The following is a 23,817-nucleotide window of genomic DNA, read 5'->3' as shown; positions in this document are numbered from 1 at the left end:
AATAATTTCGATCAATCAACCAGTAAAAATCCACACAAGTTGTTCTTCATAATCTCTTAATGATCTTCTTGCTAATTCGTCACCAGCAAGCCAGGTCGGCTATATTACTCTCTATCTCTAGAAAGTCAACCAGTAAATCAGATTATTTTTAAACTTATTAAATAAAACCCAACTCAATCAAATTCAACTAAGTTACTGTTTTATCAGAAGTTTTAATCTTCATCACCGCCGATGGATGTGCATTCTACAGTATTCCCCACCCAATACAACCCCTATTCTTAAATAATTCAGCAAAAATATCACGACTGTTTATTTATTCTACAAAAAATACAGGTTTTTCTATTTTTCACTCAAAATTTATTCAATTATTGATGTTTTAAAGTAGTTTATTTACTTATCAATGGGTATTTCTAGTTAATTTAATTGCTATATCTATCTAAAAATTTTTTATTGTCTTTATTTCAGATCAAACACAACAGATGAGTTAATAAAATAGATTTACTATGGAATCCCTTACCCATTTTAAAAATATAATCCTCATCCATCCATTAAAATTCCATTCAACAAGATAATCACTCTATAGATAAACTCTGGTTAAATTGTTGAATGATTAAAATTAAGAGTGAAGCAATGCGAGAAGAAAGCAATCTTCAATGCACAGTTTTATTAGATGAAAAATAATTTAATAGGGATTCGAGCATTCATCATGATAGCCACCGATAACAATTGTATATTTTTTTATTCACATTGAATTTCAGGCATAAAAAAACCGCTTAACGCGGTATCTTTTATCTCGACCATCTTGAAGGAGATGGTCGGAGCAGTAGGATTCGAACCTACGACCCCCTGGTCCCAAACCAGGTGCACTACCAGGCTGTGCTATGCTCCGATTTCAACTTTAAAAGTTGGGGTGAATGACGGGATTCGAACCCGCGACAACTGGAATCACAATCCAGGGCTCTACCAACTGAGCTACATCCACCATCATTTTGATTCTTAACATCAAGCGACCAAATGGCGCGCCTGACAGGATTCGAACCTGTGACCATCCGCTTAGAAGGCGGATGCTCTATCCAACTGAGCTACAAGCGCGTTACTGATGCAAACATCATTTGCCTTGAAGAATTGGTCGGAGCAGTAGGATTCGAACCTACGACCCCCTGGTCCCAAACCAGGTGCACTACCAGGCTGTGCTATGCTCCGATTCATCTCAGCTTTCGTATCGAACATCGTTCGGTACGGTGTGCATTCTAGGCGCGACGCCCGGAGACGTCAACACCTATATTTAAAAAAAACTGAAAAAACGCTTCAAGCGTTTATTTATCAATCGCTTCAGACATTTTTTATACAAATTTTAACGTTTTAGTCCGGCACTAAAGTTCAGCATGCGATCTAGAGGCAGTTTAGCTCGTTCAGCAAGTACCGGATCGACATGCACTTCCTGATCTTTATGCTGTAACACATGCAAGATACCATCCAGCTCGTTCATGGCCATCCAAGGACAATGCGCACAAGAACGACAAGTTGCCCCCTCTCCTGCGGTTGGTGCTTCAATCAGAATTTTATCCGGCACTGCCTGCTGCATTTTATAAAAAATACCGCGATCAGTAGCTACGATTAAACGCTGATTTGGCAAAGTTTGTGCTGCTTTAATTAATTGTGAGGTACTACCCACCGCATCGGCAATCTCGACCACAGACATCGGTGATTCGGGATGTACCAGAACTGCCGCATCTGGATAGAGCGCTTTCATATTGGCAATACCGCGTGAACGGAATTCTTCATGCACGATACAGGCGCCATCCCAGAGCAACATCTCTGCACCGGTTTTTTTCTGGATATAACGACCCAGATGCTGATCTGGTGCCCAGATGATTTTTTCGCCCAGACTGTCCAGATGTTCGATAATTTCCACTGCACAACTTGAAGTGACGACCCAATCGGCTCGGGCTTTCACGGCCGCTGACGTGTTGGCATAAACCACCACAGTATGATCCGGGTGCGCATCGCAAAAAGCGGTAAACTCATCGACAGGACAACCTAAGTCCAGTGAACAGGTCGCTTCCAAAGTTGGCATCAGCACGGTTTTATTGGGTGAAAGAATTTTAGAGGTTTCGCCCATAAATTTCACACCAGCTACCACAAGCGTTGAAGCTGGATGATCGCGACCAAAACGCGCCATTTCCAGTGAATCGGAAACACAGCCCCCCGTCAGTTCAGCCAGTTCTTGCACTTCAGGATCACAATAATAATGCGCCACCAAAACAGCATCCTGTTTTTCCAGCTCTGCCTTGATCTGTGCAAATTTGTCCAATTTTTCCTGCTGGCTCATTTGATGTTCTTGTGGAACACCTAAACGATCTAAATGCGCCTGCACAATCGATTTAGCTTCATTGGCTATTAATTTGGTCGCATCATTCATAACAACTCTTACTCTACCCTCATGGTTCACTATTCAATGAACCTTTCACCCTACATCCCGGTCATCTCTGGCGAAATGCTATTTTTGACCAGTCATTAAAAATCATTAAGTATAAAAAAAGCCCCACAACGGAGGCTTTAGAAACAATCTGAATTATGAGCGATAATCTGCATTGATTTTTACGTAGTCATACGACAGGTCACAGGTATAAACCGTATCTTTTGCCTGACCTCGTCCAAGATCAACACGAATCGTCATTTCAGCCTGGGCCATCACACGTGCACCGGCTGCTTCAGTATAGTCTGCGGCCGCACCACCATCTTTGCAGATTTGTACATCATCTAACCAAACCTGAATTTTTGCAACGTCTAAATTTGGCACACCGGCATAACCAATCGCTGCCAGAATACGGCCCCAGTTTGGGTCAGAAGCAAAGATTGCGGTTTTGACCAGCGGTGAATGCGCAATGCTATAGGCAATATCGCAGCACTCTTGAGTATTGCCACCACCTTCTACAGTCACGGTAATGAATTTAGTCGCACCTTCACCATCACGTACAATCAGTTGCGCAAGGCGTTTCATGGTACGTGTCAATACGTCTAGCACCACTGCATAACGTGGATCTTCAGTCGAAGTGATTTCAGCACCACCGGCCTGACCTGTGGCAATAAAAATACACGAGTCATTAGTTGAGGTATCGCCATCAATTGTAATACGGTTAAACGATACATTGACTGTTTCAGTTAATAACTGTTGAACCAGTTCACGGCTGATCGGTGCATCCGTCGCAACATAGCCCAGCATGGTCGCCATATTCGGGCGAATCATGCCCGCACCTTTGGAAATACCGGTCATGGTATAAGTCACACCATCCAGCTCGAACTGTTCTGACGCACCTTTCGGAGTAGTATCTGTGGTCATGATTCCAGTCGCTGCATCGCCCCAGGCATCATCACGCAATGAATCCAGCGCAGGCTGTAAACCTGTAAGCAAACGCTCCATTGGAAGCTGCTCACCAATCACACCAGTCGAGAATGGCAACACTTCAGCAGCCTGTACGCCTGCAAGTTCAGCTAACTTGGCACAGGTGGCTTCTGCATTTGCCATGCCTGTAGGACCTGTTCCTGCATTGGCATTGCCGGTATTGATTACCAGGTAACGTGGATTTCCCGCTTGCAAATGTGCTTTGGATACATGCACAGGTGCTGCACAAAAGGCATTCTGGGTAAACACTCCAGCAACATTGGAGCCTGCAGCCAGTTCAAATATCACCAGGTCACGTCGGTTCTGATAGCGCACATAGGCTTCAGCCGAACCAATTTTAACCCCTTTCACCACATGCATCTGTGGCATAGATACGTCACCAACTGCCATTTTAAAGTCCAATATTGAAGTTTTAGAAAAATACAGCTTAGTTGATCTGCAACAAAAAATCGAGCCAAAGCCTGAGCCAGCCTGAGATTTGTTATGGGTTTTCACAATAAAAAACCAGTCATCAAGACTGGTTTCTACGTTTTTAAAATTAAGATATTTTTAATTTTGTGCAAGTTGTCCAGATTCGCTTAGTAAAGCCTGTTTCGCTTGTTGTTGACTTGCACTAGAAAGTGCAGGATTAGTAGCAACAATACGGTCTGCATTTGCCGCATTAGCAGCTGCAATCGCAGCGGTCTGCAACACAATCGGACGATTCTGATTGGCAAAGGTATAACGGATGCCGGTACGTGGGCTTGCCACAGTCACTTGTGCATCGGTACGTTGTACTTGAGCAGTAGTCGTACCCACCGCTTGCTGAACTTTATCAATTGTTGTGGTCGCTGCAGTTTGTGCAAAACTTAAGGCAGGCGTTGCCAAAGCGGCAATTATGAGCGGTTTTAATACTTTTTTCATTCAGGTTATTCCACTTTGAGGTGTTGAATGAGCCATTAAATAGCATTTAATTCCTAAGACTGCAAACAGTATTCAATTTCTGAAAAATCTTCATATATAAAAAATCAGAGCCATGGGGCTCTGATTTTTAATAGCGTTTAGATCTTGCCATGACACTGTTTGTATTTCAGACCTGAACCACATGGACAAGGCGCATTACGACTTGCCGGTGCTTCAAAGACTGGTGCTACAGGATTCGCCTGAGCATTTTGCTCGGTCGTCACCTCATGTTCACCTGCCAGCAAGCCGTCAAACTCTTCATGAGATAACTGCAAACGCATTGCCTCAGCCTGTGCCTGCTGCTGTGCTTCCATTTCCGCCAGCTCTTCAGGGGTCGGTACGTGGATGCGTGACAGATCTGTTACGACATCTGACTTGATTGTACCGAGCATGTTTACAAACAGGTTATAAGCTTCTTTTTTATATTCCTGCTCTGGATTCTTTTGCGCATAACCACGTAAATGAATACCTTGACGCAAATAATCCATAGCCGCCAGATGCTCTTTCCAATGACGATCCAGAGAATTCAGCATAAAGTGACGTTCAAGCGAAGCTGCAGATTCTTCACCCATTTGTTCACGACGTGAACGGTAGCGGTTCAGTACTTCATCGGTAATGCGCACCACCAAAGCTTCTTCATCCAGACGACGGTCCTGTTCCAGCCATTGTCCGATAGGAAGATCCATCGAAAGATCTTCACGCAGCGCCAGTTCCAGACCTTCAATATCCCACTGGTCATGAATCGATTCAGGCGGAATATAGTTGGCGATTACACCCTGCATCACTTCACGGATCATTTCTTCAATATAATCCTGCAGTGAATTTTCTGCCAGAATGTCGTCACGCTGACTATAAATGATCTTACGCTGTTCGTTATTGACGTCATCGTATTTTAGCAAGTTCTTACGAATATCGAAGTTACGTGCTTCCACTTTACGCTGCGCATTTTCAATCGAACGAGACACCATTTTGTGCTCAATCGCTTCATCTTCCTGCAAGCCCATAGCACGCATCATGCCGACTACGCGATCACCGGCGAAAATACGCATCAAGTCATCTTCAAGTGACAGGTAGAAACGTGATACACCCGGGTCACCCTGACGACCAGCACGACCACGCAGCTGGTTATCGATACGGCGTGATTCATGACGCTCAGAACCGATAATATGCAAACCGCCAGAATCCAGCACAGCCTGGTGATTAACATCCCATTCTGCTTTCAGACGCGTTTCATCTTCAGGAGTCGGGTTTTCAATTTTAGCCAGCAACGCCTTCCAGTTACCACCCAACAGGATATCGGTACCACGACCGGCCATGTTGGTGGCAATCGTCACTGCACGCGGCGCACCGGCCTGCGCAATAATATCGGCTTCACGTTCGTGCTGTTTGGCATTCAGTACTTCATGCTGGATCCCTGCCGCTTTTAGCTTATCCGACAGAATCTCAGAAGCTTCAATGGTGGCTGTACCAATCAAAATTGGTGCGACACCAGCTTCATGCACACGCTGAATTTCTTGAATAATCGCGTTATATTTCCCTTCACGATTTAAATAAATTAAATCGTTATGGTCTTGACGAATCATTGGACGGTGGGTCGGAATCAGCACCACATCCAGACCATAAATTTCTTTCATTTCCGCTGCTTCAGTATCAGCAGTACCGGTCATACCGGATAATTTTTTATACAGACGGAAATAGTTCTGGAAGGTTGTGGTTGCCAGAGTCTGGTTTTCCGGCTGGATTTCCAGACCCTCTTTGGCTTCTACGGCTTGATGCAAACCTTCAGACCAGCGACGTCCCGGCATGGTACGACCGGTATTTTCATCGACAATAATCACTTCACCATCGTTGATGATGTATTGGACATTACGCTGATAGAGATAATGCGCACGGATCGCTGCAGTGACATGATGCAACAGGTTCAGGTTCGATGCTGAATACAAGCTCTCTCCTTCAGCCAGCAAGCCCATTTCAATCAGTTCACTTTCAATGGTTTCAAAACCCACTTCAGTAATTTCAACCGAACGCTGTTTCTCATCAATCCAGAAGTGACCGCCATCCGGCACTTTCTCTTCTTTCTGTGCCTGTAATTTTGGTGGAATATTATTGATGGCTGCATAAAGCTGTGAAGAATCTTCACTTTGACCAGAAATAATCAACGGGGTACGTGCTTCATCAATCAGGATCGAATCGACCTCATCGATAATGGCATAGGTCAAACCACGCTGCTTTTTCTCAGCCAGCGAGAACACCATATTGTCACGCAGGTAATCAAAGCCAAATTCGTTATTGGTACCGTAAGTAATGTCGGCACGATAAGCTTGCGCTTTTTCCATCGGATTTTGCATGGAATAAATAATGCCGATGCTTAGACCCAAAAACTCGAATAATGGACGGTTTAACTCGGCATCACGTTGCGCCAGGTAATCGTTCACGGTAATGACATGCACGCCCTGACCACTGATGGCATTCAGATAACAGGCCAAAGTACCCATCAGGGTTTTACCTTCACCGGTACGCATTTCTGCGATTTTGCCTTCGTGCAAGGTAATACCACCGATCAGCTGCACGTCATAATGACGCATGCCCATCACCCGCTTCGCCGCTTCACGACAGACTGCAAATGCTTCAGGCAGTAATTTATCGAGGGTTTCACCCTTATTATATCGTTGTTTGAATTCTTCAGTTTTTGCAGATAAGTCTGCATCGCTAAGGGTAGATATCGTCGGCTCGAGCACATTAATCTTGTCTACGATTTTACGCATGCGTTTGAGTTCGCGCTCATTTTTGGTACCGAAGATTCCTCCGATCAGACTTGCCAACATGAATAGACTCTCTAAATCTTGCTTGTCAAATGAATATGTTCTTAGTCGTTATTATGGTGCTAGAAATTTGAACTACAAGGGTTTTGCTGTAAAACCGCTAAAAAAATCTGATCCTTAGTTCTAGCCCTAAGATCTAAGGCAAAGTAATGTAGCAAATTTTCCCTGTGCAACATAGTCAATTAAGTGACTGATTTTTGCGCTTCTGGATAGATGGATATCTCACTTATGCAATTTACTCATAAAGAAAGCAAAAAACACTATTTTTAATCATAAAAAAATTGGTTCATATTAAATCGTATCTCGACATTAAAAGACCAATTGAGGCTAAAAAGATGAGTTTACGTTTAGGCGATACCGCACCGAATTTTGAACAGCAATCCAGTGAAGGCCTAATTAATTTTTATGACTTTCTGGGCGATAGCTGGGGCATTTTATTTTCACACCCTGCCGACTATACACCGGTATGTACGACTGAACTTGGCTATACCGCAAAACTTAAAGATGAGTTTGCAAAACGTGGTGTTAAAGCGATTGCCTTGTCGGTCGATAATGTGGAGTCACATCATGGCTGGATTAAAGACATCAATGAAACTCAGAACACTACGGTGAATTTCCCGATCATTGCCGATCAGGATCGCAAAGTTTCTGAGCTGTATGACTTTATTCATCCGAATGCCAGCGAAACGCTAACAGTTCGTTCTTTAGTGATCATTGATCCCAACAAAAAAGTCCGTTTGATTATTACTTATCCTGCATCGACGGGTCGTAATTTCCATGAAATCTTGCGTGTGGTGGATTCACTGCAACTCACCGATAGCCATAAAGTGGCAACGCCTGCGAACTGGCAACATGGCGATGATGTGGTGATTGTTCCTTCACTGAAAGACGAGGAAGAAATCAAGCAACGTTTTCCAAAAGGTTATACCGCGGTTAAACCTTACCTGCGCTTAACGCCACATCCTGAGCAAAATTAAAAGGACTCCTTTTTAATTTTGCGCAAGACAAGCGAAGCGCGTAGCACAGGATAAGATGGAGCTCGTAGTAAAGAATAAGAGAAACTCTATTTTCCAGATTTTATGTTTTATAGAATACGACATTGACGTGCCACGGATTCGATTTGTTGATACAGCCTGTCTTCGGATAGGCTTTTTTATATTCAAAATCCCATATCCACTTTAAACTTGAAATAACAAAAACAACATCTATGCTCTGTATGGAAATCTGCATATTTCTAATCCTGATGAGCTGCCTCCTGACAGGTTGCATGACTACGCCCGCCCTACCTGAACCTCAACGTCCTCAACATTGGGGACAGCCCATTCATCAGGATCATAATTTTCATCAAATCAGCAATTTTGTCTATCGTAGTGAGCAGCCTTCAACTGAACTCATTCCTTTATTAAAACAGCATAAGATCGATGTGGTTATTAATTTACGTTCACGGGATAAAGACAGCTTTCTTTTGAGCAATGAAAAATTTCAGCTGCATCATGTACCCATACATACCTGGGCAATTGATCGGGAAGATTTATTGAAAATTATGCTACTGATTCAGCAAGCACAACAAAATCATCAAAAGGTGCTCCTGCATTGTTATCACGGCTCAGACCGAACCGGTGCCAGTGTCGCCATGTACCGGATTATTTTTGAACATTGGCCGATTGAGCAGGCACTACAGGAAATGAAACATGGCGGTTATGGCTTTCATGCCATTTGGCGCAATATTGACAATCTATTCACCCCTGAAAATGTAAAATGGATTCGCGAGCAACTCACGAATCCATTTACAGAAACTTTGGTTAATACAAAGAATTAACGCTTATCCAGCGGCACCCAGTCATTCACCCAAGCTGATTTCATATTCAGGCTGGCATCAGACGCAATTTTCTTACGAAGTGCATCTGCAGTCTCACGGTCTTTGGACGGCCCCACCATGATGCGTACACCTTTAGAAGTTGAGCTTTTGGTGACCTTATAACCTTTGGCACGCAGTTTGGCTGCTACAGCATCCGCATTGGCTTCATTCGCTGCCAGTGCCACCTGCACCATCCATTGCTTGTCCTCTTCACCTTCCAGTAACTTACGCGCCTGCTCAGCTTCTGCTTTCTTCTTGGCTTCTTCGGCTGTAGCCTTTTTCTTGGCTTCTTCAGCTTTACGTTTTTCCTCGGCAGCTTTACGTTCAGCTTCTTTCTTTTCAGCCGCTTTACGCTCTTCCTCGGTTTTACGTTTTGCTTCAGCCGCCTTACGTTCTGCTTCGGCTTTTTGCTGTTGCTCTAACTTGCGTTTTTCTTCAGCGGCTTTACTTTCAGCAGCTTTACGCTCTGCTTCTTTCTTGGCTGCGTCAGTAGAACTATTGGCTTTTTGTTGTACCAGCTGCTGCTGGGCTAACTTTTTTTCTTGCACCGCTTTTTCTTCAGCCAGACGTTTCTGCTTGGCCTGTTCATCTTCCACCAGTTCTGGTGGAATATTATCGGAACTTTGCTGTCCCAGGCGGTGTGCATTCAGGGCAGCATATTCTTCAGCTGCTTTACGCGCAGCATCTGCTTCAGCCTGCTGTTGCATCGCTAAAAATTCGGCCGCACGCGCCTCCTGTTCTGCAACCGATTTTTCCCGGTCACGACGTTGCTGTTCAAGTAAACGCTTTTCTGTTTCCACATCGACCGTCAAAGAACCGAGCGAATGATTGCCTGTCTCTTTATTTTCAACTTCCGCAGCCTGTGCCGGATTTTGCTGACGGTCCTGATTGATTTCATCTTGGCCTTTCAGGAGTAATGCTGCCAATAAAACACCACCACCGAGTAAAACAACACCGCCCATCCAGCGCTGTTTGTTATTCATTGACATTCTTCCAAATACTCCCATACCGCTTCTAAGGTATGAAATGATCCACATACCAAAATCAGCTGATTATTATCTGTTTGATCCAGTGCTGATTTAAAAGCTAATTTTACATTGTCAAATTGTTCTACCGCCTCACCGTTTAAAGCATCAGCCAAAACTGTGACGTCTGCCGCACGTGGAACGGATAATGGTGCAATTTTCCACAATTGCACCGTGTCTTTCAATAACTTGACGACAGAATTTATATCTTTATCTGCCAGCATTGAAAATACACAAATGACTTCATTATATTTTTGATTGTAATTTAAATAATCTCGTAATTGTTTCAGTAGAAATTCGACCCCATGCGGGTTGTGTCCTGCATCAAAAATCACGGTTTTATTCTGGATTTGACGGATTTCAAACCGTCCCGGCAATTTTGCCGTTTGAATGCCTTGTGCAATTGCCTGCTGGCTGACGTTTAATCCGCTCAGCAGAATGGCGGCCACGGCGGTAGAAATATTATCCAGTGCCAGCGAACCTGTTGGGAGTTTTAAGGTCGTACCCGATGAAGCAAAAGCCCAGCTTTGGCCATCTTCAAAGGCTTTATAGAAATAATCACGGTTGATTGCATACAAAGATGCATTACATTCTTGAGCTTTATTTAGAATGGCTTGCGGGATCTGTTGCTGTCCACCAAACACGACTGGAATATCCGGGCGAATAATTCCGGCCTTTTCAAAAGCAATTTTCTCGATGGTGTCACCAAGCCAGTCAGTATGATCCAGACCAATATTGGTAATCACCGCCACATCCGGATTGACCACATTGACCACATCCAGACGGCCGCCTAAGCCAACTTCCAGCACCCAGACATCACAGCATTGATCTTTAAAAATCACAAAAGCAGCCAGTGTCGTGGCTTCAAAGAAAGACAGGCTCAAACCGCATTCGCGACGAGCCTGATCGACCTGAACAAAAGCATCAATCAGCAACTGATCTTCCACTTCAATGCCGCGCAATTTAACACGCTCATTGAAACGGTACACGTGGGGGGATTGATATAGCCCGACCTTGAAGCCTTGCGCATTCAGGATCGCGGCCAGCGTGGTGGTGGTCGAACCCTTACCATTGGTTCCTGCCACCGTCAGCACTTTGGCCTCTGGAGATGTCACGCCCAGCTTTTCAGCTACAGGAATAACCCGTTCCAGACCTAAATCAATACCCGTAACGTGAACATGACTCCAATAATCGAGCCATGTATTTAAAGAATCTGTTGCTAAGGGTGCTGTGTTCAATGCAAATTCATCAACTTCGTAACGATACGATAAACTGTATCACGTAATGCATGACGGTGAACAATCTGATCGATTACCCCATGATCAAGCAAATATTCCGCGCGCTGGAACGGTTCTTCCAGTTTTTCACGTACAGTCTGTTCGATCACACGTTTACCGGCAAAGCCAATCATCGCTTTCGGTTCAGCAATATGTACATCACCCAGCATTGCCAATGATGCGGTCACACCGCCGTACACTGGATGAGTCAATACCACTACATAAGGCAGACCTGCTTCTTTTAAACGCTGGATCGCAGCCGAAGTACGCGCCATTTGCATCAGGGACAACATGCCTTCCTGCATACGAGCACCACCCGAAGCAGCAAAACAGATCAAAGGTTGACGAGCTTCAATCGCATGTTCTGCAGCCTGAACAAAGCGGTCACCGACCACTGTGCCCATAGAACCGCCCATGAAGTCGAACTCAAACGCACAGGCAATCATCGGTACGCCTTTCAGCAAACCTTGAATTACTACCAATGCTTCGGTTTCACCAGTTTTCTTTTGTGCTTCCGCCATACGGTCTGGATAGGCTTTACTATCGACAAATTTCAGCGGATCTTTGGCTATAAATTCCTGACCCAATTCTGTTTGTACCTGATCAAAGAACCAGTTCAAACGCTCACGGGCTTTCATACGCAAATGCTCATCACATTGCGGACAGACATAGGCATTGAATGACATGGCAGTACGGGTCACCAATGCATGACATTCAGGGCACTCAATCGTGGGCTCGGTAAATGTCGCTTTATATGCCGTTTGCTCATCGGGTACCTGAATGCCCGGAACAGTACGCTCCGTCCATGGGGTCGATGGGCTCAGAATTTTGCCTGATTTCACTTGTTGACTCATACTAACTCATCGAGCGCTGCTCGAAGCTCCTTGACTTTATTCACCGTCGCAATAACGGCTTGTTCTGGTGCGAGCGTTGCAAACTGCTTTACAAACGCACTACCCACAATAACTGCATCGGCAGCAACACCCATCGCTTTCGCAGATGCAGCATCACTGATACCGAAACCTACGCCTACAGGAACATCAGTCACAGCTTTAATCTTTTGAATGCGTGCAGCGGCTTCAGAGACATCTAAAGTTGCTGCACCGGTCACGCCCTTCAGTGACACATAGTAAATAAAGCCGCTGGCCTGTTTCGCTACGTGTTGAATACGTGCATCGGTTGAAGTTGGTGCAAGCAGGAAAATCTGATCCATATCATATTTTTCCAGTACTTCACCCAGACCTTGTGCTTCTTCTGGTGGCAAGTCCACCAGCAGTACACCATCTACTCCACATTCATAGGCATAAGCCACAAACTTTTCATAGCCAATCACTTCAACCGGATTCAGATAACCCATCAGTACCACTGGTGTTTCGCGGTCTTTCAAGCGAAATTCTTTCACCATATGCAGTGCATCCAGTGTATTGGTTCCACCTGCCAAAGCACGTTCAGCAGCTAGCGCAATCACTGGCCCATCTGCCATCGGGTCTGAGAAAGGAAGTCCCAGCTCAATCACGTCGACACCCGCTTCCACCATCTCATGCAGCAAAGGCACTGTGACTTCTGGATGCGGATCACCCGCCATGACATAAGAAACTAAAGCTTTACGCTGTTGAGATTTAAGTTGTCCAAATCGTGTGGCTAAACGTGACATAGGGTGGTATTTTCCTTAACGTGTTTCAAACTTGAGGCATTGACTATGTAGAAATACAAGACATCGCATTGTAACGCTATTTTTTGTCCAATGAACAGTCTGCGATACCGACCTCGAGTACTTCATTTCCTGTGCGAAGATTTCAAAACAATTCGGAAGGGTCTATTTACGATTATTTTGATTTTTTTCACAATGATCAAAGATGCCTAATTTTGCTATTACCTAAAATCCTGAATATTTAGATAAACTTATTTTTATCATATAAAAATTAATAAAAATGCAGATGTTAGCGCATTCATTTAAAGTTTTCTGAAATAGCAAAACCTGCTTTATACTAGTCCTATTCTCTTACTTTTTTATCTCCTATGCAGACTGATTCTGAGGCTACAGTGCAGGCACGCGCCATTGCACTGCTGCCGCTTATTGTATTTTTAACCATATTTTTGGGTAGCGGGATCTATCATTCCCTGATCGGAACCGAGTTCGCGTTCTATCAGGTGAAAGCACCTGTGGCTGCCCTGCCTGCGATTATCTTGGCTGCATTAGTGTATCGCGGCAAACTCAACCAGGGCATTGAGGAATTCATCAGAGGTGCCAGTCATCCGAACTTAATCCTGATGTTTATGGTGTTTATGCTGGCCGGTGCCTTTGCCAGCGTCAGTAGTGCCATTGGCAGTGTGGATGCCACTGTGCAGATGGGCTTGTCGGTGATTCCACCCACATTTATTCTGCCGATGCTGTTTGTGATCTCGGCCTTTATTGCCACGGCGATGGGTACCTCGATGGGCACCATTGCCGCCTGTGCACCGATTGCTTTTGGCTTTGCACAAGTGACCGAGATTCCGGTGGTCTATGCGATTGGTGCGGTCGTCGGTGGTGCCATGTTCGGTGATAACCTGTCCATGATTTCAGACACCACCATTGCGGCGACCACCAGCCAACGCGTACAACTGCGTGACAAGTTCAGAGTCAATATCTGGATTGCAGTTCCAGCCTCAATCATCACTATTTTAATTTACGTGTTAAGTACCGGCAGTAGCAACACATTGGAATACAAGGATTTTAACTGGCTTCTGGTCTTACCTTATATCGCCGTATTTATTTTGGCCTTTAGCCGTTTACACGTTCTGGCTGTACTGACCATTGGCGTACTACTTTCCGGCTTGTTTGGCCTATTTGCCACAGCTGAATTCGATCTGCTCAAACTGAATACTTCAATTTACGATGGCTTTGTCGGCATGTTTGAAGTGGCGTTATTGTCGATGTTTCTGGGTGGCCTGTCGGCGATCATGCAGCGTGAAGGCGGTTTACGCTGGCTGATCGAGCGTATTTATAGCCTGACCCGTCTGTTTAAAGTTGGGAAGCAACGTGCTGGCGAAATCGGGATTAGTTTTTTGGTGGTGTTTTCGAATATCTTTGTGGCCAATAATACCGTGGCGATTATTCTGTCTGGTGATATGGCACGTGAAGTTGCCAAAGAATACGGCGTAGATCCTAAGCGTTCTGCGGCACTGATGGATATTTTCTCCTGTGTGGTACAAGGGTTGATTCCCTATGGCGCACAGTTACTACTGGCCTGTTCCATTGCAAAAATCTCACCGGTTGAACTGATTGGTGGTGTGTACTATTGCTGGATTCTGGCCATTTTTGCGATTGCGGCGATTGCGTTTAGATTCCCTCAAATCAAAGCCAACGCTTAACCTCACCATTTTCTTCAAATAAAAAAGCGACCGATACGGGTCGCTTTTTTTAGCTGCGCTGTTTGTGTAACTGCTTTCTGCGCTCTAATAATGTCTGTCCGGTGGCTGCCTTGTAGGCCCGTGCCAATGCCGACTGGTCAGAATAATCCAGCTGCTCGGCGATTTCGGTCAGACCTAATCCCTTCTGCAACAACAGCTCGCAACGTTTGATCCGCTGCTGTTCCAGCAGTTTTTTAAATGAAGTGCCATGGGTACTAAATAAGCGTTGCAAACTCCGTGTCGACATCAATAACTGCTGAGCAAGTTGTTCAACTTTAATCGCCTGATGCTGGGTTCGCAGCTGTTCAGCAATCATTTGCTGCGCCTGTTCCAAATGATTCTCAAGGGGCGGCTTGGCGGCAATCGCCTGTTCTGCCTGATGCACCAGCAACTGCAACAGCATCGGATCTGCCTGCTCAGACCGATGTGCCAGTCCTTGTAGATCCAGTTCTATGCCATAGTAGGCTTGGGAAAATCTCACCTCGCTGGCGAAAAACTTTTGATAATGCATTTGTCCCCTATCGGGCGCATGGGCAAAGCGTACACAACGGACTAACAGTTGATGATCCTGTAAAATGACACGTCCCAACTGTACCATCGCGGCCATGGTCAGTTCATTGAGCAGATTATATTTTTCATCCAGATAGGCCCAAAATAATTCAAGACTGTGTTCACGCTGCTTCAATTGCAAAGGTACAAACTCACTGCCATCAATCACCAGTCGTTGAAAGCGAATGATATGCCGGATCATTTCCGCAACGCTGTTGCTTCGCGAAGCCATATAGCCGAGCACGCCAAAATGTTCTGGACGAATAACCTGCACAATCTCGAAAATTAGTTGTGGACAGTTTAAATGTTGCCGGGTTCTTAACAGAAGCTGATTTAATAATTCCAGCGGCACTTGCGTGGCAAAAGGCTGATCAATCAGGGGGACAAGCGCTTCATGTACATCTTGCAGAAAGTCAGCTTCCAAAGGCTCAATTTGCAGACTGCGCAGATAAGTCGCCCAAAGCTGAATATAACCATTGGATATTTTAATTTCTTGCATGCGCGCTTCCCGCTGCCTGCTTTAGTCTAAGCAGTTTTATTTTCATTTGGCATAAAATGTATAAAAATTGGCAAGCACTGTCAAAACAATTACGGCATTCCCCGACATACTGTCAGCATCGTCACAAAAAAGAACTTCTAAGATGAATGCAGTATTAAAATCTTCAATAAAGCCCGTGGTCCGGACCCAGCTTGATTTTAAACTGGATGAAATTCCGCGCTACTGGTTTGGCGGCGATCCCTTTCTGACCCGCATGTTCGATGCCTTGAGCCTGACCTTTCCAGATGGCGAGCGTTATTTTATTCAAAGTGTGCGCCTGTTCCGCGATCAGATCACAGACCTGGAACTGCAACAACGTGTGGCAGATTTTATTCGTCAGGAAGCACAGCATGGCATTGCCCATGAAAAAATGAACCAGCTGATGCGTGAACAAGGCATGCCCGTCGATGATTTTATCGAACGTTTGAATAATATGTTCGCTTATGACCTCAAACATCGTTCAGCACAGTTCAATATTGCCACGACGGCAGCGGCAGAACACTTGACCGCGCTGATGGCTGAAACTTTTTACGGTCAGAAATCCACCTTAAAAGACGGGCATCCTCATATACGTGCCATGTTTGCCTGGCATGCGATTGAAGAAATGGAGCATCGTGATGTGGCTTTTGACGTGATGAAAGATGTCGCGAAAACACCTGAATGGATGCGCAAAATGACCCTGCTCAGCACGACATTTTTGATGTTTAGTTATACCGTCTATCGCGCCAATGTCATGCTGAAACATGATGGCTTCAGTGTCTTGGAGCGTTTGCAAATGAACCTGAAAGGACTGCCTTGGTTGTTTGGCCGTAACGGCACCTTGACCCGTATGGGCCCACAATATCGGGACTGGTTTAAAAAAGACTTCCATCCCAGCCAGCATCCTGTGATTGCGCAATACGATGTCTGGGTAAAGACTTTAGCCGAAACCAATGATCCAATTCAGGCCGGTGAAGCCTTCTGGCAGGCCGCCAAAGATTAAGCTCAAATCAAAAGAGCCTTCAAAATTGAAGGCTTTTAAATGACCCAAGATGATTTACCACTTGGCATAATGCTGTTCAAGCAAGGCATATTCATTCAGTAAAATAATTTCCTGATCATCTTGCTGAATCGTTCCGGAAACCTTGGCTTGCCACTGACTAAACTGGCTCCCGACCAGACGCAGGTTCAGATTTTCATAACGGCGCCAGCCTGTACTCACTATCAGATTCAGTTTTTCATCCAGCGACTGAATCGTCCATTGGTTTTCCGATTCCTGTTGAAACAGCACATCGGCCAGTGGATAAATTTTTCCATTGACCCATAGACAGTTCTCGTTGCCAAAACTTTCATTCACGCCCGAAGCCAGATTAAGCCCGATCCGGTTCTGGTTCACATCCCAGAAATTACAGGACAACCAGAACCAGGCGGTTTCCGGGCGTAAAAAGCCACAGGTATCATCTAGAGAAGCAAAGCTGCGTTCATTAAACTGGATGGTTTCACCCTGCTTGTTAATAAAAAAACCTTCACAGCCCAAAGTAGTTAATTTCTGAGTATAGGTCCAGCCGTTGATGCCAGTTGGACTGCACATACTCAGTGGATCGGTACCTGCACAGAAAATCCGGGCACTAAGTTTAATCTCGCCATATTTGCTGACATTGATATAACGCACGCCGTTGGCATGCTGGATATCGATCTGAAAAGGTGAATTATGGAAATAACTATGATTAAACAGTGGCTGTTCATCCAGCACAGTGTTGCGTGACAGGAAATTAATCGCATTCCATTCCAACACTTCATTGCGCATATGGTTATAGACATAGACAAAACCATGCCCTGCCCATGCAATATCGGCAATTGCCAGTCCAATCGTATAATGCTCATGCTGAATACTACAGAATTTGAATTTTTTATATTTTAGATGCTTGCGCCAGCCTGACAGCACATGACCATAAGGATTTTTGTATTGATATGCCTGATAGTCAATACTTTTTGGAAGCTCCTTAAAACGTCCATAACGCGGTTGTCCATTTGCCTGAATTAAATCCATTTAAGACATTCCATCTCAGTCAAAACTGTTTTTCCTTGGCAGTATTATGCCAATTATTAAATTTTGATAAAGAGGTTTTTTAAACCGCTTATCGAATCATCAAGCCGGGCACAGGTTTAATTCAATCGCAAACTGCTTTAAATCGTGAGATAAGTATTTTCCCAGCGATTGCCGCTAAAACTACCCTCTAGCAGTTGTACGTAGTGGCCATAAACCTGATCGATGGCAATACAGTCATCTACATCCAGCACGCGGTCGGTATGCTGTTTTTGCCAGTGCCGGGCGAAGTAAGCTTTACCGCGCTGTTTAGCGACCATAGCATTCTGCGCAACCACCAACACATAACGATGTAACTCACCAAACTCACGTGGATCATAACCACCCAGATTAATCAGCCAAAGTTTTTCATCGGATTGCTGTGGCTGTGCATCAGTAAATTGCAGCACATAGGACTTGCCCTCGAACTCTAGCCCGTTGATTTGCGCCCAGGCATCAATATGCAAGCCTTTCTGTTCCGCAAACCAGGCATTTTTTAATTGCGGATAGGTATCTTCCAGACTCCCCCCCACAGCCAAAACCACATCATGAACTTCTGTATTGGCACGGGCATGACGACCACCGAGCATTACAATAAACAGGCTGGGCATTACATTTCCTTGTTAGTGTCAATCTTTAAGATCATTTCATTAATGCTTGCCAGTATAGCGCAAAGCTATTCCATGATGATGTAGCCATCTGCCAAGGACAAATTTGCATCATCAGCCTGACTGAATTTGCGCAAAACAGCATGAAGTCATTCGGTACCGATATACATCTCGAGGATCAGTTTAAGTCTATGTCGGACTCAAAAAACCATTTTCAGTGAATACAATTGGCTAGCGAATCATTTCCGATCATTTTCATCAGGATTTACAGCGATAGAGGATTATTTTTTTGTACAAAATACAAACACGACTAAACCGCACAAATCTGTACAAATTTTCGCCCAAATTTCAATCTAAAGGCATATTTCGTTGACTGAAATGCGCTGAAAGACGATACTCTCAATGTTTTTATTTAAGCAAATCGGTTCAAAGAGGCTGGGCCAAAAGTTCGGTCCTCAGAAACTCAATCCAACGCAAGGGGCTATATATGGCTGGTGGAAAGTCAACTATCATTTACACACTGACCGACGAGGCGCCATTACTGGCGACTTATTCTCTGCTGCCGATCATTGAGACCTTTACTAAGCCAGCTGGCGTTGAGATCGTCAAAAGTGACATCTCTGTAGCTGTGCGCGTGCTCTCCGAATTTACAGATTACCTAAGCGAAGAGCAAAAGGTGCCTGACACTCTAGCTGAGCTAGGTCGTCTTACACAAGATCCAGACACGAACATTATCAAACTCCCAAATATCAGTGCTTCTGTTGGCCAGCTAACAGCGTGTATCAAGGAACTTCAGTCTAAAGGCTATGCAATCCCTGACTATCCTGAAAACCCGATCACTGAAGAAGAAAAAGCAATCAAGGCACGTTATAGCAAATGTCTTGGTTCAGCAGTAAACCCTGTTCTACGTGAAGGTAACTCAGACCGTCGTGCGCCTGCTGCCGTTAAAAACTACGTGAAAAAACACCCGCACTCTATGAGCGAGTGGAAACAGTGGTCTCAAACTCACGTTTCACACATGGACGAAGGTGACTTCTACCACGGCGAAAAGTCAATGACTTTAGACCGCGCACGTGATGTGAAAATGGAATTGATCACCAAGTCTGGTGAAACCATTGTTCTTAAGCCAAAAGTTGCGCTTCAAGACGGCGAAATCATCGACTCAATGTTCATGAGCAAGAAAGCACTTTGCGACTTCTACGAGAAAGAACTTGAAGACTGTCGTGAAGCAGGCATTCTGTTCTCTTTACACGTTAAAGCAACCATGATGAAGGTGTCTCACCCAATCGTCTTTGGTCACTGTGTAAGAATCTACTACAAAGAAGCATTCGAAAAACATGGCAAGCTTTTTGATGAGCTTGGCATTAATGTCAATAACGGTATGGCCGGTCTTTACGAGAAAATCGAGACGCTTCCGACTTCTCAACGTGAAGAAATCATCCGTGACCTGCACGCTTGTCAAGAACACCGTCCAGCACTGGCGATGGTTGATTCAGCAAAAGGCATCACTAACTTCCACTCTCCTAACGACGTCATTGTAGATGCTTCTATGCCTGCCATGATCCGTGGTGGCGGTAAAATGTGGGGCGCTGATGGCAAACCTTACGACTGTAAAGCAGTTATGCCTGAATCTACATTCGCGCGTATTTACCAGGAAATGATCAATTTCTGTAAGTGGAATGGTAATTTTGATCCAAAAACCATGGGTACTGTACCGAACGTTGGTTTGATGGCACAAAAAGCTGAAGAATACGGTTCACATGACAAGACTTTCGAGATCTCTGAAGCCGGTGTTGCAAACATCGTTGATCTTGAAACTGGTGAAGTGTTGATGTCACAAAACGTGGAAGAAGGCGATATCTGGCGTATGTGTCAGGTAAAAGACGCACCGATCCGCGACTGGGTAAAACTTGCAGTTACTCGTGCACGCAACTCTGGCATGCCGGCAATCTTCTGGCTTGACCCGTACCGTCCACACGAAAACGAACTGATCAAGAAAGTTGAAAAATACCTGAAAGATCATGACACCACTGGTCTTGACATCCAGATCATGTCACAAGTACGTGCAATGCGTTATACGCTTGAACGTGTTGCTCGCGGTCTAGATACTATTTCTGTAACAGGTAACATCCTGCGTGACTACCTGACTGACTTGTTCCCGATCATGGAATTGGGTACATCTGCGAAAATGTTGTCAATCGTGCCATTAATGGCAGGTGGTGGCATGTACGAAACAGGTGCAGGCGGTTCTGCTCCTAAGCACGTACAGCAGTTAGTTGAAGAAAACCACTTACGTTGGGATTCACTCGGTGAATTCATGGCGTTGGCGGTATCTTTAGAAGAAATGGGTATTAAAGAAGGCAATGACGACATCAAGTTACTTGCTAAAACTTTAGACCAAGCGACTGGTAAATTGCTAGATAACGACAAGTCTCCTTCTCGTCGTACTGGCGAATTGGACAACCGTGGTAGCCATTTCTACCTGGCGAAATTCTGGGCTGAAGAACTTGCTGCTCAAGACGAAAATGCTGAATTGAAAGCGAAATTTGCACCACTTGCAAAAACTTTAGCTGAAAATGAAGAGAAAATCGTTGCTGAGCTTGCAGAAGTTCAAGGCAAATCAGTAGACATCGGCGGTTACTACGCAGTTGATCAAGAAAAAGTAAATGCAGTGATGCGTCCAAGTGCAACGTTGAATGCTGCTCTTGCTTCTATGTAATGAGTTAAAAAATCGATTTAACCTTAGGTTAAATTGATTAAAAAAACCGGCGTCTAGGCGCCGGTTTTTTTATATCTGATTCATGCATCGTAATCACTGAAGTAATCCATTTTTTAAGCAGTTCTATGCAGTGTTATTTTCACAAGCTATCTTTTAAATCAAGAAGATAATTTTGAAGAGCAGATAAAAAGAAACAGGTTATTATTTTTCAGACAATAAAAAACCCCAAGACTGAATGTGCTTGGGGTTTTTTAGAATTTTGGTCCCGAGGGTCGGACTCGAACCGACACGTCATCTCTGACAGCGGATTTTGAGTCCGCCGCGTCTACCAATTTCACCACCTCGGGAGTGGATGAAAGGTATAATACGCGATTTCTCAGCACTGTCAACGCAGAATATTTTCATTTGTTTATTTTTAAAACAAATCGCATTTTTTCGTTTTAAAATCGAGCAATTCCCGCCATAAAAAAGAAAAAAGTTTATACTAGCCGCAGTTTTTTTAGCGTAAATCATCATGCAACTTTCTGATTTTAATTTTGATCTCCCCGATGAGCTGATTGCTCGCTACCCACTGGAAACACGCAGTGCCTCTCGCCTGTTGCACCTCGATGCCCAAGGTCAATATCATGACCATCAATTTACCGATATTCTGGATTTACTTGAAGACGGCGACTTGTTGGTATTAAACGACACCAAAGTCATGAAGGCCCGTTTAAAAGGTAAACGTGCTTCAGGCGGTGCGGTAGAAGTGCTGGTTGAGCGTATGCAAGATCGCTTTATTGCCTATTGTCATATTAAGGCCAGCAACACTCCGAAAGCCGGTGCAGAACTTTTTATTGGCCCGGATGCAGTGAAAGTGACCGTACAAGGCCGTCATGAAAATCTGTTTATTGTAGAATTTTCACAACCAATTCTCGATGTGCTGGATCAATACGGCGCCTTGCCGATTCCTCCTTATTTCAACCGTGAAGCGGAAGAGATTGATACTGAACGTTATCAAACCGTGTTTAATGACCCAACCAAACTGGCCAGCGTTGCAGCACCTACTGCCAGCCTGCATTTTGATGCCGATCTGTTGGCAAAATTGGAAGCCAAAGGGATTCAAAAAACTTTTGTGACCCTACATGTTGGTGCAGGTACTTTCCTGCCAGTGCGTACCGATGATATTCAAAATCACATCATGCACAGCGAATGGTGCGACGTCCCTGAAACTGCGGTCGAGATGATTCGTCAGACTAAAGCCCGCGGTAATAAAGTCATTTCTGTAGGCACGACTGCCACCCGTGCAGTCGAAAGTGCAGCACAAGCACATAACGGTGAACTGGCAGCCTGGACAGGTGATACCCAGATTTTCATCTATCCGGGTTATCAGTTTAAAGTGGTCGATCGTTTGATCACTAACTTCCATTTACCAGAATCGACCCTGTTAATGCTTGTGTCTGCCTTGTCCAATCGTGACAATATTCTCAATGCTTATAAGCATGCAGTAGACAGCCAGTATCGCTTCTTCAGTTATGGCGATGCCATGCTGATTGATCAGGCGAAATAAGCGAGAACCATTGCCCATGCCGATCGAGTCTGTACAACAGTCCATTCATATTCGCCGCAAGAAAAATGCAGTGGTGTTTCAAAATATCGCTCGGCTTTGGGATCTGGGTCAACAGGCCAAAACGCATCAGCAATTGCTGGATGGGCTGCATCCCTGGAATGGCCCGATTACGCTCAAGTTTGAAAATAACCTGCCGCTTGCGCTTGCCGGAATTGGGCTTTTTCTGATTGGCAGCATTTTTATTGCTCCGGGAAATATCTGGATTCAGAGCAGTGTTTTTCTCGGCTGTCTCTGCATCTTTTGGGCCTATATTTGCTATGAACAGCAGCAGCCATTAGAGGAAGTCATTGCTTTTCTGGAAGAACAGGCATTGGCCAAGAAATATCAGCTTGCCTTTCAAAAACAGCCACAGCATATTTCCATGCCTCTTAATCCCCTGCACTTTATCCGGCATTTAAAACAATTATTTCCAGTATTCAATCAAGGTTCGTTGAGTAATGAAATTCAACGTTATGCCAGCACGGTTTGGGAAGACGAAAACGGCCAGCAACATCAGGTGCTACTGTTCCAATACCACTATATTGATGAAGTACAGGCCCGAAATAAGGAAGGTCAGCCAGTCAAACTGATGCAGGTCCATAAAGACCTGTGGGGCGTGTTTGTGTTTGATATCCAGATTCAGGGACTGGCCGTTACGACTTCCAGAAAGAAATTTTATTATCCTTATAGCCATCCCTGGCACAGCAGCGATATTCGCACCAACCAGAGATTAAGCTTTTATGGCAGTGATCCGCTGCAAACTGCCAAATTACTCAGTCCGGGTTTTGTGCTGCGACTGGCCGACTTTTTTGAACAGCGTCAGGGTGATTTACTGTTTCACCCGGAAAATAAGATGCTGTGTTATCTGGGGCCACATGATTTATTTCAGGTATCGGGCAAGCAGCAGAATATTAGCGATATTTCCACATTGCGCGGTCATCTGAGAACGTTTAAATTAAAACAGCTCGAAAACTTACAACATGATCTGCTGCAGTTTTTAAAATAAATTTTTCGCATCATTTTTAAA

The 23,817-nt window shown here is 44.6% G+C and carries 18 protein-coding genes and 5 tRNA genes; 7 read left to right on the top strand and 16 right to left on the bottom strand.

The window, feature by feature from the left end:
• Positions 1–812: 812 nt before the first annotated feature.
• The 8 genes from NI465_RS11970 to secA form a co-directional block, all read right to left on the bottom strand.
• A tRNA-Pro gene (locus NI465_RS11970) sits at positions 813–889 on the bottom strand.
• 17 nt (positions 890–906) lie between these two features.
• Positions 907–982 (bottom strand) — tRNA-His (locus NI465_RS11965).
• A gap of 33 nt (positions 983–1,015) precedes the next feature.
• Positions 1,016–1,092: transfer RNA gene (locus NI465_RS11960), tRNA-Arg, on the bottom strand.
• A 34-nt stretch (positions 1,093–1,126) separates the two neighbouring features.
• Positions 1,127–1,203 (bottom strand) — tRNA-Pro (locus NI465_RS11955).
• A 151-nt stretch (positions 1,204–1,354) separates the two neighbouring features.
• Positions 1,355–2,422 (bottom strand): quinolinate synthase NadA, encoded by a 1,068-nt coding sequence (gene nadA / locus NI465_RS11950; protein ID WP_044108476.1) that lies wholly within the window; start codon positions 2,420–2,422, stop codon positions 1,355–1,357.
• Positions 2,423–2,575: 153 nt separating this feature from the next.
• Positions 2,576–3,796 carry a bifunctional glutamate N-acetyltransferase/amino-acid acetyltransferase ArgJ gene (gene argJ / locus NI465_RS11945; RefSeq protein WP_004281676.1) on the bottom strand — a complete coding sequence of 407 codons (1,221 nt, stop codon included), beginning with the start codon at positions 3,794–3,796 and terminating at the stop codon, positions 2,576–2,578.
• A gap of 159 nt (positions 3,797–3,955) precedes the next feature.
• Complete coding sequence (locus NI465_RS11940) at positions 3,956–4,309, bottom strand: hypothetical protein (protein WP_180087603.1); 354 nt, start codon at positions 4,307–4,309, stop codon at positions 3,956–3,958.
• A gap of 137 nt (positions 4,310–4,446) precedes the next feature.
• Positions 4,447–7,173, bottom strand: coding sequence for a preprotein translocase subunit SecA (secA, locus tag NI465_RS11935; RefSeq protein WP_180087604.1), 2,727 nt, complete (start codon positions 7,171–7,173; stop codon positions 4,447–4,449).
• Positions 7,174–7,505: 332 nt separating this feature from the next.
• Here secA and NI465_RS11930 point away from each other — a divergent pair, with 332 nt between their 5' ends.
• Both NI465_RS11930 and NI465_RS11925 read left to right on the top strand, forming a co-directional pair.
• On the top strand, positions 7,506–8,147 hold the full coding sequence (locus NI465_RS11930) for a peroxiredoxin (RefSeq protein ID WP_184413433.1): 642 nt from the start codon (positions 7,506–7,508) through the stop codon (positions 8,145–8,147).
• A gap of 239 nt (positions 8,148–8,386) precedes the next feature.
• Positions 8,387–8,989 (top strand): dual specificity protein phosphatase family protein, encoded by a 603-nt coding sequence (locus tag NI465_RS11925; protein ID WP_044108484.1) that lies wholly within the window; start codon positions 8,387–8,389, stop codon positions 8,987–8,989.
• Here NI465_RS11925 and NI465_RS11920 read toward each other — a convergent pair.
• From NI465_RS11920 to trpA, 4 genes are read right to left on the bottom strand one after another with little or no spacing between them, the layout of a single operon-like run.
• Positions 8,986–10,011: an SPOR domain-containing protein gene (locus tag NI465_RS11920; protein WP_253145425.1), complete on the bottom strand. Its 1,026-nt coding sequence runs from the start codon at positions 10,009–10,011 to the stop codon at positions 8,986–8,988. The two genes, NI465_RS11925 and NI465_RS11920, sit on opposite strands and share 4 nt — an antisense overlap.
• The gene (gene folC / locus NI465_RS11915; RefSeq protein WP_195725613.1) at positions 10,008–11,291 is read right to left on the bottom strand and encodes a bifunctional tetrahydrofolate synthase/dihydrofolate synthase; all 1,284 of its coding nucleotides are present in this window, start codon (positions 11,289–11,291) and stop codon (positions 10,008–10,010) included. Before folC ends, NI465_RS11920 begins: the two co-directional genes overlap by 4 nt.
• Positions 11,288–12,184: an acetyl-CoA carboxylase, carboxyltransferase subunit beta gene (gene accD / locus NI465_RS11910; protein ID WP_004645174.1), complete on the bottom strand. Its 897-nt coding sequence runs from the start codon at positions 12,182–12,184 to the stop codon at positions 11,288–11,290. The genes folC and accD overlap by 4 nt, the downstream gene beginning before the upstream one ends.
• Entirely contained in the window at positions 12,181–12,984 is an 804-nt protein-coding gene (gene trpA / locus NI465_RS11905) for a tryptophan synthase subunit alpha (RefSeq protein WP_004645173.1), read from the bottom strand. The genes accD and trpA overlap by 4 nt, the downstream gene beginning before the upstream one ends.
• Before the next feature lie 365 nt (positions 12,985–13,349).
• Between trpA and NI465_RS11900 the strand changes: the two genes are divergently transcribed.
• Entirely contained in the window at positions 13,350–14,684 is a 1,335-nt protein-coding gene (locus NI465_RS11900) for a Na+/H+ antiporter NhaC family protein (protein ID WP_253145423.1), read from the top strand.
• A gap of 49 nt (positions 14,685–14,733) precedes the next feature.
• On the opposite strand, the gene NI465_RS11895 is transcribed toward NI465_RS11900, so the two are convergent.
• On the bottom strand, positions 14,734–15,771 hold the full coding sequence (locus NI465_RS11895) for a helix-turn-helix transcriptional regulator (RefSeq protein ID WP_253145421.1): 1,038 nt from the start codon (positions 15,769–15,771) through the stop codon (positions 14,734–14,736).
• 142 nt (positions 15,772–15,913) lie between these two features.
• Between NI465_RS11895 and NI465_RS11890 the strand changes: the two genes are divergently transcribed.
• Positions 15,914–16,792, top strand: a complete 879-nt coding sequence (locus NI465_RS11890) for a metal-dependent hydrolase (protein WP_004281665.1) — start codon at positions 15,914–15,916, stop codon at positions 16,790–16,792.
• Between the two features lie 54 nt (positions 16,793–16,846).
• On the opposite strand, the gene NI465_RS11885 is transcribed toward NI465_RS11890, so the two are convergent.
• Together NI465_RS11885 and NI465_RS11880 are read right to left on the bottom strand one after the other, a co-directional pair.
• Positions 16,847–17,839 (bottom strand): DUF2804 domain-containing protein, encoded by a 993-nt coding sequence (locus NI465_RS11885; protein ID WP_253145420.1) that lies wholly within the window; start codon positions 17,837–17,839, stop codon positions 16,847–16,849.
• A gap of 137 nt (positions 17,840–17,976) precedes the next feature.
• On the bottom strand, positions 17,977–18,486 hold the full coding sequence (locus NI465_RS11880; protein WP_195725609.1) for a DUF1543 domain-containing protein: 510 nt from the start codon (positions 18,484–18,486) through the stop codon (positions 17,977–17,979).
• 484 nt (positions 18,487–18,970) lie between these two features.
• Here NI465_RS11880 and NI465_RS11875 point away from each other — a divergent pair, with 484 nt between their 5' ends.
• Positions 18,971–21,202 (top strand): NADP-dependent isocitrate dehydrogenase, encoded by a 2,232-nt coding sequence (locus NI465_RS11875; RefSeq protein WP_253145419.1) that lies wholly within the window; start codon positions 18,971–18,973, stop codon positions 21,200–21,202.
• Between the two features lie 260 nt (positions 21,203–21,462).
• On the opposite strand, the gene NI465_RS11870 is transcribed toward NI465_RS11875, so the two are convergent.
• Positions 21,463–21,549 (bottom strand) — tRNA-Leu (locus NI465_RS11870).
• Positions 21,550–21,716: 167 nt separating this feature from the next.
• On the opposite strand from NI465_RS11870, the gene queA reads away from it, so the two are divergent.
• Positions 21,717–22,751: a tRNA preQ1(34) S-adenosylmethionine ribosyltransferase-isomerase QueA gene (queA, locus tag NI465_RS11865; protein ID WP_005106092.1), complete on the top strand. Its 1,035-nt coding sequence runs from the start codon at positions 21,717–21,719 to the stop codon at positions 22,749–22,751.
• A 16-nt stretch (positions 22,752–22,767) separates the two neighbouring features.
• Positions 22,768–23,796: a hypothetical protein gene (locus NI465_RS11860; RefSeq protein ID WP_253145418.1), complete on the top strand. Its 1,029-nt coding sequence runs from the start codon at positions 22,768–22,770 to the stop codon at positions 23,794–23,796.
• Positions 23,797–23,817: the final 21 nt, after the last annotated feature.

Source organism: Acinetobacter lwoffii (genome assembly GCF_024129855.1).
Taxonomy (GTDB): Bacteria; Pseudomonadota; Gammaproteobacteria; order Pseudomonadales; family Moraxellaceae; genus Acinetobacter; species Acinetobacter lwoffii_L.
This window is presented reverse-complemented; position numbering and strand designations above follow the sequence as displayed.

Bases quoted from the DNA above. Each gene is read 5' to 3' on its own strand.
- nadA (WP_044108476.1), bottom strand. From the start codon at position 2,422: ATGAATGATGCGACCAAATTAATAGCCAATGAAGCTAAATCGATTGTG.
- argJ (WP_004281676.1), bottom strand. From the start codon at position 3,796: ATGGCAGTTGGTGACGTATCTATGCCACAGATGCATGTGGTGAAAGGG.
- NI465_RS11940 (WP_180087603.1), bottom strand. From the start codon at position 4,309: ATGAAAAAAGTATTAAAACCGCTCATAATTGCCGCTTTGGCAACGCCT.
- secA (WP_180087604.1), bottom strand. From the start codon at position 7,173: ATGTTGGCAAGTCTGATCGGAGGAATCTTCGGTACCAAAAATGAGCGC.
- NI465_RS11930 (WP_184413433.1), top strand. From the start codon at position 7,506: ATGAGTTTACGTTTAGGCGATACCGCACCGAATTTTGAACAGCAATCC.
- NI465_RS11925 (WP_044108484.1), top strand. From the start codon at position 8,387: ATGGAAATCTGCATATTTCTAATCCTGATGAGCTGCCTCCTGACAGGT.
- NI465_RS11920 (WP_253145425.1), bottom strand. From the start codon at position 10,011: ATGAATAACAAACAGCGCTGGATGGGCGGTGTTGTTTTACTCGGTGGT.
- accD (WP_004645174.1), bottom strand. From the start codon at position 12,184: ATGAGTCAACAAGTGAAATCAGGCAAAATTCTGAGCCCATCGACCCCA.
- trpA (WP_004645173.1), bottom strand. From the start codon at position 12,984: ATGTCACGTTTAGCCACACGATTTGGACAACTTAAATCTCAACAGCGT.
- NI465_RS11900 (WP_253145423.1), top strand. From the start codon at position 13,350: ATGCAGACTGATTCTGAGGCTACAGTGCAGGCACGCGCCATTGCACTG.
- NI465_RS11895 (WP_253145421.1), bottom strand. From the start codon at position 15,771: ATGCAAGAAATTAAAATATCCAATGGTTATATTCAGCTTTGGGCGACT.
- NI465_RS11890 (WP_004281665.1), top strand. From the start codon at position 15,914: ATGAATGCAGTATTAAAATCTTCAATAAAGCCCGTGGTCCGGACCCAG.
- NI465_RS11885 (WP_253145420.1), bottom strand. From the start codon at position 17,839: ATGGATTTAATTCAGGCAAATGGACAACCGCGTTATGGACGTTTTAAG.
- NI465_RS11880 (WP_195725609.1), bottom strand. From the start codon at position 18,486: ATGCCCAGCCTGTTTATTGTAATGCTCGGTGGTCGTCATGCCCGTGCC.
- NI465_RS11875 (WP_253145419.1), top strand. From the start codon at position 18,971: ATGGCTGGTGGAAAGTCAACTATCATTTACACACTGACCGACGAGGCG.
- queA (WP_005106092.1), top strand. From the start codon at position 21,717: ATGCAACTTTCTGATTTTAATTTTGATCTCCCCGATGAGCTGATTGCT.
- NI465_RS11860 (WP_253145418.1), top strand. From the start codon at position 22,768: ATGCCGATCGAGTCTGTACAACAGTCCATTCATATTCGCCGCAAGAAA.